Source organism: Namhaeicola litoreus (assembly GCF_042679565.1).
Taxonomy (GTDB): Bacteria; Bacteroidota; Bacteroidia; order Flavobacteriales; family Flavobacteriaceae; genus Namhaeicola; species Namhaeicola litoreus.
This window is the reverse complement of the sequence record NZ_JBHTMY010000002.1, coordinates 682,761-697,921: the sequence shown is the minus strand read 5'-3', so window position 1 is coordinate 697,921 and position 15,161 is coordinate 682,761. Positions and strand designations below refer to the sequence as shown.

Below are 15,161 nucleotides of genomic sequence, written 5' to 3'. Positions count from 1 at the left end.
TCTGTAAGATATGAATTCAAAAGAAAAAAATAGTCCCGAAGATGAGGTTGATTTGGGCAATCTGTTTACCTCTATTGGCAAGGGAATTAAGAATTTCTTTCGCTGGATTAGCGATGTTTTAGAAGCTATTTTTCACTCATTCATCCTTTTTCTGCTGTTTCTAAGGAAACATTGGCTTAAAATTTTAGGCTCTGCTTTAGTTGGTTTCCTTTTAGGGTTAGGACTTGATCTTACAAAGGCGAAAACCTATGTTTCTGATTTGATTTTAGAAACAAATTATGGAAGTGGAGCCCAACTTTATAAGGTGGTAGATTATTTGGATGAGCTTGTTCAGCAAAATAATAGTGAAACTTTAGCCCAAGTATTAAAAATTTCGAGAGAAGATGCTCAATCAATAACTTCGATCCATGCGAAAGTTTTTGAAAAAAGCAGAAATCTTAGGTTAGAGTATGAACGTTTTTTAAGAACCTCAGATTCTATTATTTTAAAACACACGACTTATGATGATTTCATCAATAGATTAAGTGAAGACAATTTTAGATACCATCAAATAAGAGTTAGATCTACATCGAATTCGGTATTTACCAAAATTACTAAAGAATTAACCCATTTGGTTGCCACAGATTATTTTGAAAATATTCGCAGGATTAGAATGGATGAATTAATGTCTCGTAAATTAATCTTAAAAGACAATTTAGCACAGATTGATTCACTAAGAAATTTATATAAAAAAGTGGCATTATTAAATGCGCAAAAAGGGGATGAAAAAGCTACTTTAACCATCGATTCAAAACAGTTAGAGGAGGTAAACAAAGACTTACCACTTTTTGACCTTACGGATCAGATTAGTAAACAAATGGCCTGGCTAAATGATGATATTATAGAAAAAGCATCTGTTGTGAATATCGTTTCAGATTTTGCCGAAGAAGGTGTAATTGACAGAAATCTTAGACAAAGGTATTCAGTCAGACTTGCCCTTATTTTTTCAATAGGAGCATTATTTATTATTTTGTTAAACGCCCTAAATAAATACCTTAATCGCTATAAAACCAATCGAAATATTTAAAGGTCTCTTTGAAGGCAAAGAAATTCGATCATTTTTTATTCAGGGAGGCAAAACCTTTTTTTTTAAGATAATCGGCTTAGCGTTTTCTTATGTCGTTATGCTTTTGATAACGCATCATTTTGGCTCAGAGGTTTTTGGAAGGTATTCTATTGTTATTACGATTTTAAGCCTTATTACCATTGTTTTTACTTTTGGGTTCCCTAGTGCATTAGTCAGGCTGATCGCAGATAGAAGTCATTTTGTTGTAAAACCAAAAACTGATTTTATTGAGTCAATTTTAAAGATTGTTTTCCTGTCAGGAGTACTTCTTTCCCTGGGCTTATATTTTTTAGCGCCTGCTTTAGCATCATCTTTTTTTAAAGATTCAGAACTTGAATTGTACCTGCAAATAGCTTCGTGTTTTGTTATACCAATGATGTTCCATGAAATTTTTTTAGGATATTTTAGGGGGCGCTCCTTCTTTAATCAGTACAACTTATTTTTATTTTTGCTGCCTCCAATATTTTTTATTCTTATTTATTTTGGGATTGCAAATTTTATTCCGGGCCAGGAAAGAACTATCTACGCCTTTGGCTTCGCTATTTCAATTATTTTTTTGATCGAGTTGGTAAGAATTAAGCCCTTTAGTAAAGTTGTAAAAAATAAGTTCTCTATTAAAAAGCTGTTGAAATTGTCTTTGCCCATGATGATGAGCAATGCAGTGCTTTTTTTGCTCAACTGGACAGACGTTTTTATGCTTGGTTATTTCAGGCCCATGCAAGAGGTGGGGGTTTATAATGTGGCCTTCAAAATAGCTTCGTTAGGCTTGTTGATACTTATTGTTTTCAATGTGATCATAGCACCACAAATAGCTTTGTATTATCAGCAAAATCAAAAAGAAAAATTAAAGAAATATATTCAAGGAGCTACTCGGCTAATCTCTCTGTGCACAATTCCAATTATTTTGGGAATTATGCTGTTTAATGATACTTTATTGGGTCTGTTCGGTGAAGATTTTACAGAAGGAAGAACAGCATTAATAATACTGAGTCTGGGTGTGCTAATCAATGCGATTTCGGGAAATGTTGATCAAATATTAAATATGACCAATCAACAGGTCACTATGCGCAACTTATCATTGCTATGTATACTCTTAAATGTAATTTTAAATTTCATTTTAATTCCAAAATACGGAATAAATGGTGCTGCGATGGCAAGTTTGATGACAACAGTCATACTTAACCTTTCAAGTATCTATATCATCAAAAAGAAATTAGGTTTTTATACATTTGGTTAAATGGGAAAAATCAAATTATCCATCATTATTGTTACGTTTAATAGCGGTCGATATCTCAAAGATTGTCTTGCATCCATAGAACAATTTTGCTCCTTTTTACCGTACGAAATATGGATATCTGACAATAATTCTACTGATAATACGATTGAAATTGCTAAGGAATTTAGCAATGTTTTGATCCTACAGAATAAGGAAAACTTAGGTTTCGCGAAAGCAAATAATTTGGCTGTCAATCAAGCTAAAGGTGAATATGTATTGCTGTTAAATCATGATACCATTTTACTAAATAGTCTAAAACCGGCGTTCGAATTGATAGAAAATGAGTTGAACATAGGAGCTGTTGGGATAAAAATGTTGAATGGAGAGAAAAGCTATATTCCTTCTGTTGGCAGGTACCCTAAACCTTGGCAATTCATTAAATTTTCTTCCTTTCAAGAAAAAAGGGAAGCGTTTGTGACGGGCAATTTTAAAAACCCCAATGTTTCTCTCAAAGTAGATTGGATCACGGGTGCTTTCCTGCTCACGAGAAAGGAAGATTATCAAAAAGCCGGGGGTTTAGACGAGGCGTATTTTATGTATGTCGAAGATGTTGATTTTTGTAAAAGATTAACTTTAATGGGTAAAGAAATTCTTTTTTTACCTTCTATTTGTTTTGTTCATTTCGTGGGGTTTAATAAAACCAGAGAAATAATGCTTTTAAAAGGATTTGAAATTTATATCGAAAAGTATTTTACCGGAGTTGAGTTTGCAATTGCGAGAACATGTTTAAACATTAATTATGCAGTCAAGAAATGGTTTAAAGGTCTTCGTTGACGCTTATTTATTGAACAAAGAGCCTCAAGGAACGGTCACATATTTAAAAGGACTGTATGCGGCAGTAGTAAGACAAAACCCGGAAATAGATTTTTATTTTGGTTGCATGAATCAGTTCAAGGCTGAGGAACTGGATTCTCTGGAAAATGTACATTATATATACTATAAAAACCCTTCCAGGATAAAGAGAATGCTCCATGAAATTCCTCATATCATAGCCCACTATAAATTCGATTTTGCCCATTTTCAGTACGTAATCCCGCTTAAGAAGTATGAGCATTGTGTTTATATCAATACAATTCACGACGTCCTTTTTATGGATTTTCCGGAGTATTTTCCACTAAATTACAGATGGGTGAGGAGGCTGTTGTTTAAAAGAAGTGCAATAAAATGCGATGTTTTACTTACCGTTTCGGAATATTCAAAAAGGGCAATTGAACAACATTTTGAAATAGATAAGCGAAAAATAAAAGTAATTTCAAATGGTATTTCCGCAAAATTTTTTGAGGAGTATGATTCAACCAATATTAAATCTGAAGTTAAATCAGAATTTGGTCTCGAAAAGTATTTATTGATGGTGAGTCGCATTGAGCCAAGAAAAAATCAAGCCCTTGTTTTACAAACTTTTTTCGAGCAAAAATGGGATGAAAGTGGTTTTCAGTTGGTATTTGTGGGAGCCAAGTCTATAAAATATAAGCAATTGGAGAAGATGATGACAAGTTTATCAACCCAGCAAATAAAGTGCGTTCATTTTATAGCTGAAATAGGAGATCATGCGTTGTTAAAAATATACCGAGGTGCAGAGGGATTCATTTATCCATCTATGGCAGAAGGTTTTGGAATTCCTCCTTTAGAAGCAGGAAGCTGTGCAATTCCTGTTTTATGTTCAAATAATACGGCGATGGAGGCGTACGATTTTTTTAAACCCTATTTTTGTGATGTAGCGAATGAAAATGATTTTAAAAAAGTCTTCTCAATCTTTACTCATTCTAGATCTCAAAAAGAATTGGAAGTGATTAGAACGGAAATTAAGAAGCGATATAGGTGGGAGGAAAGTGCGGAAAAGTTTTCAATAATTCTTCTAAGTAACAAAAAGTGATAAAAGGATCCATTTTTTTTAAAACGTTATGGATGGTTTACCTCATCCTACTCACGGCTTTTACAAGTTTTGAGGTTCATTTTGTACTCTTTTTACTGGGTATACCTTTTGTTTTTGTCCCAAAAAGTCGTTTATCCAAAACCGCAATACAGCTTAGTTTAACGCTAGTAAGTATTGTTTTAATTGGCCTTGTTACATCCATATTTAACCAAGCGGATTTTTATGATCGTTTAAAAGATTTACTTTATTTTTCAAAGCCTATATTGGGTCTATTACTGGGTTATGGATTGGTAAAAAGAATCAACAATATTCAATTCATTTTTAGAACTATCATACTTGTGGCTTTGGGGTTTGCCATTTACCATAGCTTAAAAATACTTTTTCATTTAAACCTTTCCGATGTAAATGTAGAGACCATTAGAAAAAATGGAATAGATAATTTACTTGAATTATTTGCATTGGCAATCTTGATTTCCTCCTTTAAAAATTCTTTTTTTAAAGTGTTCAAGCATGAATATTTCACTTTTCTAGCAACGATCATCATTGGCATTTCTTTTACACTGTATTTTTCAAGAATGATGTTCGTAGGGATCATTTTATTGGTTTTGGCGTTTACCGGTGTAGCGAAATTGACAAAAAAAGGATTTAGCTATTTTTCAGTATTACTTGTTGCTATTACACTATTTTACGTCTATTTATTCAATGCTGAAATCAGGCGTGATGAACCCGGACTACAATCTTTTTTATATAAAATGAAGATTGCACCTTCAGAGATTTTTGTGCCTGCAGAAGAGATCAATGAAAAAAATCATGCAGAATTATGGGATCACTGGCGAGCTTATGAAGCCCATAGAGCTATTGATGAATTAAATAGGAAACCGCTCAATTACTTTTTTGGCAAAGGGTTTGGATCATTGATAGATCTCGATTTTATAGCCCCTGTAAACGAAAAGGGAATGAGGTATATTCCACATATCCATAACGGATATATTTATGTTCTTTATAAAACTGGAATTTTTGCTTTATTAATCTATCTCATTTTACTTAGCTTCCTATATTTGCAATCTTATAATAAAAGCGATACCCTTTTGAAGAAAAACACACAGAATTTAGTTGCAGGCATCGGTCTTTTCTTCATTTTTTCATCCCTTATTACTACAGGTATTTATAACGAACATGAGTTTTACATGTTTTTTTTGGGTGGCTTTTTATTCCACTTACAGCAAAAGGAAAAAGATTGATGAATATAGGAATTATAGGCACCAAAGGGATTCCAAACAGATATGGCGGGTTCGAACAATTTGCAGAATTCTTGTCAGTTTATTTGGTAGAAAAAGGACATTCTGTAACGGTCTATTGTCCTAATCACCAATCATATAAAAGCAAAATATACAAAGGAGTTAACTTGGTATTTAAAACTGAACCATCTTTTTTAGGTCCCTCAGGGCAGTTTATTTATGATTTCCATTGTTTAAGACATGCCAGAAAGGCTGACTTTGATATATTGCTTCAACTGGGGTATACAAGCAATACAATTTGGTGGTTTTTACTACCTAAAAATGCTGTTGTACTAAGTAATATGGATGGTTTGGAATGGCAAAGAGTGAAATACAACTATTTTGTGAGGAGATTTTTAAGAATAGCCGAGTATTTAGCGGTAAAGAGTAGCGATATATGTATCTCAGATTCAATTGAAATTAAAAAGTATTTACGCAACAAGTACAAAATTGACACTGCTTTTATTGCATACGGAGCAGTTCCTTTCGAACAACCGGAGGCATCTTTCTTAAAAAAGTATGAAGTAGAACCTTATGGCTACAGTATGCTTATTGCCAGAATGGAAAAGGAAAATAATATCGAAATGATCTTAGACGGCTATGTTAAAGGTGGCTCGGAGAAACCATTTATAGTCATTGGCGATGCTGAAGGAAATTCTTTCGGGAGATATTTAATCAATAAATTTAAGGCAAACAGTCAAATTCGTTTTCTTGGACAAAATTATAACCAAGAGGATTTGAATAATTTGAGGTTTTATGCACGGGCTTATTTTCATGGTCATTCTGTTGGTGGGACGAATCCTTCTTTGATAGAAGCGATGGCTTCTCAAGCTTTTGTCATTGCGCATAACAATGTTTTTAATAAAGCTGTTTTAAATGATGATGCCTTTTATTTTAAGAATGTTGAGGAGGTAGCAGATTACAGCTTAACTGTTGAAAAAAAGAATTATCTTCATTTTGTAAATAAAAATCTACAAAAAGTTAAAGAGCAATACAGTCTTGAAAAAATTCATCAGGCGTATTTAAATCTTTTTGAAACAGCGTGCAAAAAATCTTAACACACCAACGTTTATTTTCTATTTCTTTAGTAGCTGTATCTTTAGTACTAGTTACACTTCCTCTTAAAAATAACTTAAACAGTTTTTCCATTCTATTTTTGTCTGTTTTGGCATTATTTCAATGGTTTGGTACCCAAGAGAAAGCTAAAATGACTCCTGTATTTTGGGCATTTATTGGCTTTTTTGTTTGGGCCTGCTTATCTTTTTTTTGGTCCGATGATCAGCAAGAATCGTTGAAAGCATTTAGAAAGTTATTGCCATTTTTACTCCTCCCGATTTCAATTCAATTTGTCGATCAGAAATCAACCAAATGGACAACGAAAATATTGTCCTATTTTTCTCTTGGGATGGTAATATGCTCAATTTACTGTCTATTATTTGCCAATATAAACTTTATTGAAACAAAGGATAGATCGTATTTTTTTTATCACTATTTGAGCGAACCTTTATTCGGGATGAGCGCAATTTACATGTCACTTTTTATTGCGTTTTCTTTTTTCTTTCTTTACTACCAAGCGCCGTTCAAAAGTTGGCAGAATAAAGTTTTACTATTTTTTCTTCTCGTCATGATCATTTTACTTTCATCAAAAGTATTGGTTGTATCAACTTTTTTAATTCTTATCGCGGATCAACTCAAAAGAAAGAAATACAAAGCTCTAATCTTATTTATTCCTTTGGTTCTAGTGATGCTTTGGAAGAGTTTTTCTTCAGATCAGATCCAACAAAGAGTTATTTTAGAAGTTGAAAAAACAAATGTCAATGAAGTTTTAACTACAGAAAAATTCGGACAGGTTTATCATTGGACCGGTTTCGGATTAAGATTGTTTCAAGCAAAATGTTTTTATGAGTTATTTGATAGAGATAAAAAATACATACAAGGTTATGGTTTTTTGGCCTCACAAGAAAAATTGACCGAGAAGTATCAAGAATATGATCTTTATCCTGATTTTTTCAGCTATAATTTTCATAACCAATACCTCCAAACAACTGCCGATTTAGGCTTATTTGGCTTGGTAATGATGTTGTTTCTGCTTCTAATGGGATTTAAACGGGCACTTACCGAGAAAAGCCCCCTATTTTTTGTCTTTATTCTATTAATGACCTTAATTTGCATAACAGAATCTGTGTTGTGGCGACAGTGGGGTATGGTTTTTTTTGTAACCCTATATTGCCTGCTTTATTTACAACCACTTCAAAGAACCAGCAACTAACTCAGTTTTGAAAAAACGTTATTCAAAATACATCGCCCCAATTGCTCTTTTTGTCAATTTATTGATTGTCAATAGTGTACTTTTTCTTTTTTTTGAAAATAGTTTCGGTGGGGAGTATTACTTGGTTGTTAATTCAGTTTGGTTAGCAAGTGCCTATTTTACAAATTTTTACAAGTTCAAAAGGCATAGTCGTGTATTGGACGTATACAAACATATTTTTCTTCAATTTTTATTGTTTAGCATTGCATACTTTGCCTATTTTACGCTTACTTCTAAAGAGATTTTAGTTGAATCTCATCTCAGAGTACTACTGTTGATTTTGTTGGCGATTGCTACGTTTCGCAGCTTTTATTTTGCTGCTTTACAAAAGTATAGAGCATTAGGAGGAAATTATAGGAAGGTTGTCTTAATGGGAAACGGAGTGAATATCATGAACTTTAGTTATTTTCTAGGAAAACATCCTGAAATGGGATATCAGGTCATGGGATTTTTCAATGACACTGAATTACCCATGAAAAATTATCTGGGAAAAATAGAATCCTCCTTCAGTTATATGTTAAAGAATGATGTGGATGAAATTATTTGCTCCATTAACGATCTAAGCAAGGACCAGATTGAGAAACTAATCCATTTTGCAGATAATAATTTAAGGGTATTGAAGTTTTTACCGGATTCCGACAAGATCTATACCACCAAAATGGAAGTGGAATATTTCGATTGTATTCCGGTATTGTCACTTAGAAAAATACCTTTTGATAATCCTGTAAATCAATTATTTAAGCGATCTTTTGACGTCCTTTTTTCTATGTTTATCATAGTTTTTGTTTTATCTTGGCTAACACCGTTATTATTTGTTTTAATCAAATTAGAATCAAAAGGCCCCTTATTTTTTAAGCAACAAAGACATGGCTTAAAGGGTAATCAATTTATCTGTTACAAGTTTCGTTCTATGTTTGTCAATGACACTTCGGAAGCAGAACCAGCTACAAAAAGTGACTGTCGGGTTACGACAATTGGGAAATTTCTACGAAAAACAAGTATTGATGAATTACCACAATTTATAAATGTTTTAAAAGGAGAAATGAGTATTGTTGGTCCACGACCGCATATGTTAAGTCAAACAGAGAAGTATGCCAAAATTGTAGATAAATTTATGGTGAGGCATATGGTGAAACCCGGTATCACGGGTTTGGCGCAAACAAGTGGTTATCGCGGAGAAATAGAAAAAAATGCAGACATGTCAAATCGTGTACGATTCGATATTTTTTATATAGAGAATTGGTCGTTTTTACTCGATCTAAAGATCATGGCTAAAACCGTGTATAACGCATTGCGTGGTGATATAAAAGCATATTAAAAAATAAAGAAATGAATATTTTAATTTTAGGTTCGGGAGGTAGAGAATGTACTTTTGCCTGGAAAATAGCACAAAGTAAACAATTAGGAAAGTTGTTTATTGCTCCGGGAAATGCGGGCACTTCGGTTTATGGAAAAAATTTAAAGATCAACCCTAACGATTTTGAAAAGGTCAAAGAGGTAGTGATTGAAAATCAAATTGAATTGGTACTTGTGGGGCCCGAAGATCCATTGGTTAACGGTATCCACGATTATTTTTTAAATGATTCACTCCTAAAAAACATTCCTGTAATTGGTCCACAAAAATTTGCCGCTCAGTTGGAAGGAAGCAAAGAATTTGCGAAAGAATTTATGTATAAGCATCAGATTCCAACCGCGAAATATGAAAGTTTTACTCCTGAAACATTAGAAAAAGGATATGCTTTTTTAGAAACACTAAGCCCTCCCTATGTTTTAAAAGCGGATGGTTTGGCAGCAGGAAAGGGAGTTTTGATTTTAGATCATATTGAGGAGGCTAAGCAGGAACTCAAAGAAATGCTCGCCCATCAAAAATTTGGAAAAGCCAGTGCAAAAGTGGTCATAGAAGAATTTTTAGACGGTATCGAAATGAGTTCTTTTGTCTTTACGGATGGAGAAAATTATCTTGTCTTGCCTAACGCCAAAGATTACAAGAGAATTGGAGAAGGAGATAAAGGTTTGAATACCGGAGGTATGGGCGCTATTTCACCAGTTCCTTTTGCAGATGAAACTTTTTTAAAAAAGGTCGAAGATAGAATTATCAAACCTACTGTGGATGGATTGAAGAATGACGGAATTCCGTATGTGGGTTTTATTTTTATCGGTTTGATCAAGGTTAAAGGAGAACCCAAAGTGATCGAATACAATGTAAGGATGGGAGATCCAGAGACGGAAGTGGTGATTCCTAGAATTAAAAATGACTTTATCGATTTATTAAATAGTGCCGCAAAAAGAGAATTGAATAAAGTTAAATTAGAAATTAATCCGGATACGGCTACAACGGTAATGGTGGTTTCTGGAGGCTATCCGGAAAGCTATGAAAAGGGGAAAGAAATTCATGGTTTGGATCAAATAAAAGATTCTATTGTTTTTCATGCAGGAACGGATAAAAGTTCAGACAAAATTCTTACCTCCGGTGGTCGGGTTATAGCTTTGACTTCTTTTGGAAAGGATAAAAATGAGGCTTTAAAAAAATCCTATCAAAGCATTGATAAAATATGTTTTGATCAGATGTATTTTAGAAAGGATATCGGTTTCGACCTTTAGTAGGAAAATAAAATTAGTGTCATGAAAAGAATTTTAGTGGCACCTTTAAATTGGGGGCTTGGTCATGCAACAAGGTGTATTCCTGTTGTAGGAGCATTATTAGAGCAGGGTTTTGAACCTGTATTAGCCAGTGATGGACAAGCTCTAGAATTGCTCAAAAAAGAGTTTCCTGCGCTTGTCTCAATTGAATTGCCTTCATATCATATTAAATACACCAAAAATGGAAATCTTTTGGCTCTGGGCTTGCTAGGTCAATCTCAAAAGATAAGGAGAGCTGCTGAAAAAGAGTATAACTGTGTTGACAAATTGGTAGCTGAATTGAAGTTAGATGGGATTATTTCCGACAATCGCTTTGGCGTTTACTCGAAAAAAGTTCCTTCCGTTTATATCACACACCAACTCAATGTACCTTTTGGCGTATTTACCAGGATGGCTTCAAAAATTCATCATAAACTGATTTCTAAATTTGACGAATGCTGGGTGCCTGATTATGAAGGATATGATAATCTCGCAGGTAGCCTTTCCTTTCCTCCACCGAAAAAAATACAAATAAGGTATATCAAACCGTTGAGCAGATTTGATTACAAAGCTTTTGTGAAAGTCTATGATATACTTGTGATTATTTCTGGTCCGGAACCACAACGATCTATTTTTGAAGAAAAAATGATTGAAAAGTTTAAGGAGTTTGACGGTAAGGTGTTAATTGTACGAGGAATACTTGAGCAAGACCAAAAACGTGAGTTTTTAGATTCAATTGAAATTGTGAACTATATGCTTAAAGAAGAATTGGAAGCAGCAATTTTGAGAAGTGAATTAATCATTTCCCGATCGGGTTATACCACCATCATGGATATGGAAGCACTCAGGTCTAAAGCTTTTTTTATACCAACCCCAGGACAATTTGAGCAGATCCTATTGGCGATTCATTTGAGAAAAAGGGGAATTGCGAATTTCTCATTTCAAAAAAATTTCACTCTTTGCAAATTAAAGGAAGGATTGCAAACCCAAGGTTTTCCCATAAAAAAAACATCAAATGAAAATGCTGAAATGCTTTCATTTGATGTTTTTAATAGCTAGTTCAGAGACTATATAAAGGTTATTTCAGTTGTATTAATATCTTTTACACTTACCAACTTATTGGCATCATAAACCAATTCTTTTACAGAATCATTCGTTACTACATACCAAGTACCCACTTTTTTTCCTTCTTCATAATTGGCTACAGTCACTTTTTTTCCTTCCTCATTAAAAGCAATCCACTGACCGTGTAATTTATTTTCTTTAAAATAACCAACCTCTTTTAAATCCCCATTATCGAAAAAATAAGAAACTTTTACTAAGTCATCTTGTTTTTCATATTTAGGTTCAACTTTTTGTGCATATCCTATTCCTATAAAAAGCAAACATAAAGCCAATACTAATACATTATTTCTCATATCATTTGTGTTTTATTGGAGTAAATATAAAAATATTTACATAAAATAAACAAACGCTTAACAATAACTTAACATTGGAAATAGCTATACTACTTTTTTTAGGGTGAATGAAAAGGCGGAACCATGACCTAATTCACTTTCTACGAAAAGTTCCTGGTCATGGGCCTCAATGGTGTGTTTTACGATGGCCAAACCAAGTCCTGAGCCACCATGTTCTCTGGACCGGCTTTTATCTACGCGATAAAATCGTTCAAATAATCTAGGTATGTGCTTCTCGTGTATACCTATCCCATTGTCCTGAACTTTGACAATGTATTTTTGCTTATCAAATGAACTGATACTAACGATTGTAGTTCCTCCCAATTTCCCGTAGTTGATTGAATTGGTAATAAGATTTATAAGGACTTGCTGAATCTTTTCAAAATCTCCTTTGGCATACAAAGGATACTCATATATTTTATCGAAAGAAAGGGTTATTTTTCGTTTTGCGGCTTTGATCTCGAGAATTTCAAACACATCATTAACTAATCCCACAATATTGAAAGTGCTTTCTTCTAGTTTTGTTCCGCCCATTTCTAACTTAGAGATCATGTCCAGGTCTTTCACTATGGAACTAAGCCTTTCTATACTTTTATTAGCTCGGTCTAGATACTTTTGTTTTAATTCTTCATCATCCATAGATTCCCCAAGAAGCGTAAGAATATAGCCCTGCGCGGTAAAAATGGGTGTCTTGAGTTCGTGTGAAACATTGCCTAAAAACTCCTTTCTAAAATCATCTCTTGAATGAAGCTTTTCAATTTCAAGCATTTTCTTATCTACAAATTGCTTGATATTTCTTATAATTTTTTCAAAGTCAAGATCATTTAAATCGTCAGTTATTTCTATTTCGTTATTAAATATATCAGAACCCAATAAGCTTTGGACCTCTTTTTTTAAATAAGATCTAAAAGATAATTTAGCGGTAAAATAGGTAATTAAAAAAGTTGCTCCAGGAATAAATAGAAAGCCATAATTCCATGGATAGGAGAAAAGAAAAGAAATAAGTAAAATTGATATAAGCAGCGTTGTTAAGGCAGCAACCTTGATCGCTATTTTGTGAGCCGAATTGAATTTCAAAATTAGTCTATGAATTTATAACCTACTCCTTTAATGGTATCGATATAGTGGTCGCCGATTTTTTCTCGTAGTTTTCTTATATGTACGTCAATAGTTCTTCCACCTACAACGACATCATGCCCCCAAACACTTCTCAAAATATGTTCTCTATTTAAAACTTTATTGGGAGAACTGGCCAATAAAACTAACAATTCAAACTCTTTTTTTGGCAGAACAATTTGCTCTCCATTTTTTAAAAGATAGTACTCATTTTTAAAAATGGTGAAATCATTAAACTCTAATACGTCTTCATCATTTTGAACAGAAGTCCCTAGTCTGCGCAACAAAGCCTTTACTTTACTTACTAATACTCTTGGTTTAATGGGTTTTGTAATATAATCATCTGCCCCTGCATCAAAGCCCGCTACTTGCGAATAATCTTCACCCCTTGCGGTAAAAAATACAATGAGTACATTTTTTAATTTTTCTGAATTACGAATTCTTTCACAGGTTTCCATCCCATCCATTTCAGGCATCATAATGTCTAATAATATAAGATGAGGCATAAAATCATCGGCAACATCTAAGGCCTCAAATCCATTCTGAGCTGTTTTTACTTGAAAACCTTCCTTTTTAAGATGATAACCAACTAATTCTAGAATATCCGGTTCATCATCTACTAATAAAATTTTAATATTTTCAGTATCCATTTTAGAGGAATTTTTATCAAAAATAATTAAAAAAACCTCACTTCTACTTGCTTAACCATTTATTAACCTAATAGCAGCTAATCTCTAGAACCTTGATACAATCATAAATTAGGGTTAACAACCACTTAACACTACCGCTTCAATTTTGCAGCGTAATAATTAACAAAATCTAAAAATGAAAAAATCTATTTTAATTGTCTTAGGAATTCTGACATTAAGTTTGACGAGTTGTGGAAGTGACTCACCAGATCCAATTGTTGTATTACCAACTTGTAATGATGGTATTCAAAATGGAGATGAAACTGGTATCGACTGCGGAGGCAGTTGCGGACCTTGCACAGGAGTTGAGAATGTGAGTGGTTTGATTACTTCAAACACCACTTGGACTAGTGACAACGTATACATTTTGAATGGTAAAGTTGTAGTTGACAATGGAGTTACCTTAACCATAGAACCAGGGACAATTATAAAAGGGAAAGAAGGGCAAGGTTCTTTAGCGTCTGCCTTAATTATTGCCAGAGGGGCTAAAATTGATGCACAAGGAACCGCTGAAAAACCCATAATCATGACCTCAATCAAAGATAATATAGAAATAGGTCAAACAGCAGGTACGAATTTAACCATTGATGATAATGGTCTGTGGGGCGGATTAATGGTTTTAGGAAAAGCAAAGGGCTCTTTTAAAGGTGATGTTACCGAAGTTCAGATTGAAGGAATTCCTGCCAGTGATTCTTTCGGACTTTATGGAGGAAATGATGATGATGACAATTCAGGAATCATGAAATATATTTCTATAAGACATGGGGGTACTGATATTGGAGAAGGAAATGAGATCAATGGACTTACTTTAGGTGCTGTAGGAAGCGGAACACTCATAGAAAACATTGAAGTAGTGGCTAATTTTGATGATGGTATCGAATTTTTTGGTGGTACCGTAAACGCAAAAAACCTCATAGTTTACGCTGTTGGAGATGATGGTTTGGATATTGACCAGGCCTATGCAGGGACAATTTCAAATTCATTTGTGATCATTGGCGCCATTTCAGACCACGGTCTAGAAATTGACGGTCCTGAAGGAGCTTATGAAGCCGGCTTTACGTTAAATAATATAACACTCCAAGGAAATACAATTACCCCGGAGGGTGAATATGCAGATTATAGAGATCGCGCTATGGGAGCATCAAATAATGTTTATGCATACGGATTTAAAGATGTATCCGACGTAGAGTTAGACAATGATGGAGTAGCGACAAACTTCAACAATGGAAAATTGACTTTCGGAACATGGGAAATCGTATTGCCAACAGGTGTAAGTGATGTGAAAACTATTTTCGCAAATAAAGCTGAAAATGTATCTGTTTCTGGTTTTGGAGATAGCGCAGTTGCTGTTACCGCTGGAAGTCAAACAGTTGGAGCAGACTTATCTGTGTTTGATTGGACCTATGCAAATAGCGTAAACGGATATTAAGAAACAAATGAA

14 protein-coding genes are annotated in these 15,161 nt (G+C 33.8%); 11 read left to right on the top strand and 3 right to left on the bottom strand.

The window, feature by feature from the left end:
• Positions 1-10 precede the first annotated feature (10 nt).
• Genes ACFQ39_RS04935 through ACFQ39_RS04890 form a run of 10 tightly spaced genes read left to right on the top strand, consistent with a single transcriptional unit; the run spans position 11 to position 11,517 of the window.
• Positions 11-1,066, top strand: a complete 1,056-nt coding sequence (locus ACFQ39_RS04935) for a hypothetical protein (RefSeq protein ID WP_377176874.1) — start codon at positions 11-13, stop codon at positions 1,064-1,066.
• Complete coding sequence (locus ACFQ39_RS04930) at positions 1,026-2,342, top strand: flippase (protein ID WP_377177538.1); 1,317 nt, start codon at positions 1,026-1,028, stop codon at positions 2,340-2,342. Before ACFQ39_RS04935 ends, ACFQ39_RS04930 begins: the two co-directional genes overlap by 41 nt.
• Positions 2,343-3,155 carry a glycosyltransferase family 2 protein gene (locus ACFQ39_RS04925; protein ID WP_377176873.1) on the top strand — a complete coding sequence of 271 codons (813 nt, stop codon included), beginning with the start codon at positions 2,343-2,345 and terminating at the stop codon, positions 3,153-3,155.
• Positions 3,121-4,254 carry a glycosyltransferase family 4 protein gene (locus tag ACFQ39_RS04920; protein WP_377176872.1) on the top strand — a complete coding sequence of 378 codons (1,134 nt, stop codon included), beginning with the start codon at positions 3,121-3,123 and terminating at the stop codon, positions 4,252-4,254. The genes ACFQ39_RS04925 and ACFQ39_RS04920 overlap by 35 nt, the downstream gene beginning before the upstream one ends.
• Before the next feature lie 32 nt (positions 4,255-4,286).
• Entirely contained in the window at positions 4,287-5,495 is a 1,209-nt protein-coding gene (locus ACFQ39_RS04915; protein WP_377176871.1) for an O-antigen ligase family protein, read from the top strand.
• Positions 5,495-6,589 (top strand): DUF1972 domain-containing protein, encoded by a 1,095-nt coding sequence (locus ACFQ39_RS04910; RefSeq protein ID WP_377176870.1) that lies wholly within the window; start codon positions 5,495-5,497, stop codon positions 6,587-6,589. Before ACFQ39_RS04915 ends, ACFQ39_RS04910 begins: the two co-directional genes overlap by 1 nt.
• The gene (locus ACFQ39_RS04905; RefSeq protein ID WP_377176869.1) at positions 6,574-7,800 is read left to right on the top strand and encodes an O-antigen ligase family protein; all 1,227 of its coding nucleotides are present in this window, start codon (positions 6,574-6,576) and stop codon (positions 7,798-7,800) included. The genes ACFQ39_RS04910 and ACFQ39_RS04905 overlap by 16 nt, the downstream gene beginning before the upstream one ends.
• A gap of 7 nt (positions 7,801-7,807) precedes the next feature.
• Positions 7,808-9,157: an undecaprenyl-phosphate glucose phosphotransferase gene (locus ACFQ39_RS04900; protein WP_377176868.1), complete on the top strand. Its 1,350-nt coding sequence runs from the start codon at positions 7,808-7,810 to the stop codon at positions 9,155-9,157.
• 11 nt (positions 9,158-9,168) lie between these two features.
• Positions 9,169-10,440: a phosphoribosylamine--glycine ligase gene (purD, locus tag ACFQ39_RS04895; RefSeq protein WP_377176867.1), complete on the top strand. Its 1,272-nt coding sequence runs from the start codon at positions 9,169-9,171 to the stop codon at positions 10,438-10,440.
• 21 nt (positions 10,441-10,461) lie between these two features.
• Positions 10,462-11,517, top strand: coding sequence for a glycosyltransferase (locus tag ACFQ39_RS04890; protein ID WP_377176866.1), 1,056 nt, complete (start codon positions 10,462-10,464; stop codon positions 11,515-11,517).
• Positions 11,518-11,525: 8 nt separating this feature from the next.
• On the opposite strand, the gene ACFQ39_RS04885 is transcribed toward ACFQ39_RS04890, so the two are convergent.
• The 3 genes from ACFQ39_RS04885 to ACFQ39_RS04875 all read right to left on the bottom strand — a co-directional run bounded on the left by ACFQ39_RS04885 (position 11,526) and on the right by ACFQ39_RS04875 (position 13,681).
• The gene (locus ACFQ39_RS04885) at positions 11,526-11,876 is read right to left on the bottom strand and encodes a hypothetical protein (RefSeq protein ID WP_377176865.1); all 351 of its coding nucleotides are present in this window, start codon (positions 11,874-11,876) and stop codon (positions 11,526-11,528) included.
• A gap of 84 nt (positions 11,877-11,960) precedes the next feature.
• Positions 11,961-12,992, bottom strand: coding sequence for a sensor histidine kinase (locus ACFQ39_RS04880; protein WP_377176864.1), 1,032 nt, complete (start codon positions 12,990-12,992; stop codon positions 11,961-11,963).
• A gap of 2 nt (positions 12,993-12,994) precedes the next feature.
• Positions 12,995-13,681 carry a response regulator transcription factor gene (locus ACFQ39_RS04875; RefSeq protein WP_377176863.1) on the bottom strand — a complete coding sequence of 229 codons (687 nt, stop codon included), beginning with the start codon at positions 13,679-13,681 and terminating at the stop codon, positions 12,995-12,997.
• A 175-nt stretch (positions 13,682-13,856) separates the two neighbouring features.
• On the opposite strand from ACFQ39_RS04875, the gene ACFQ39_RS04870 reads away from it, so the two are divergent.
• Positions 13,857-15,149, top strand: coding sequence for a hypothetical protein (locus ACFQ39_RS04870; RefSeq protein ID WP_377176862.1), 1,293 nt, complete (start codon positions 13,857-13,859; stop codon positions 15,147-15,149).
• Positions 15,150-15,161 lie beyond the last annotated feature (12 nt).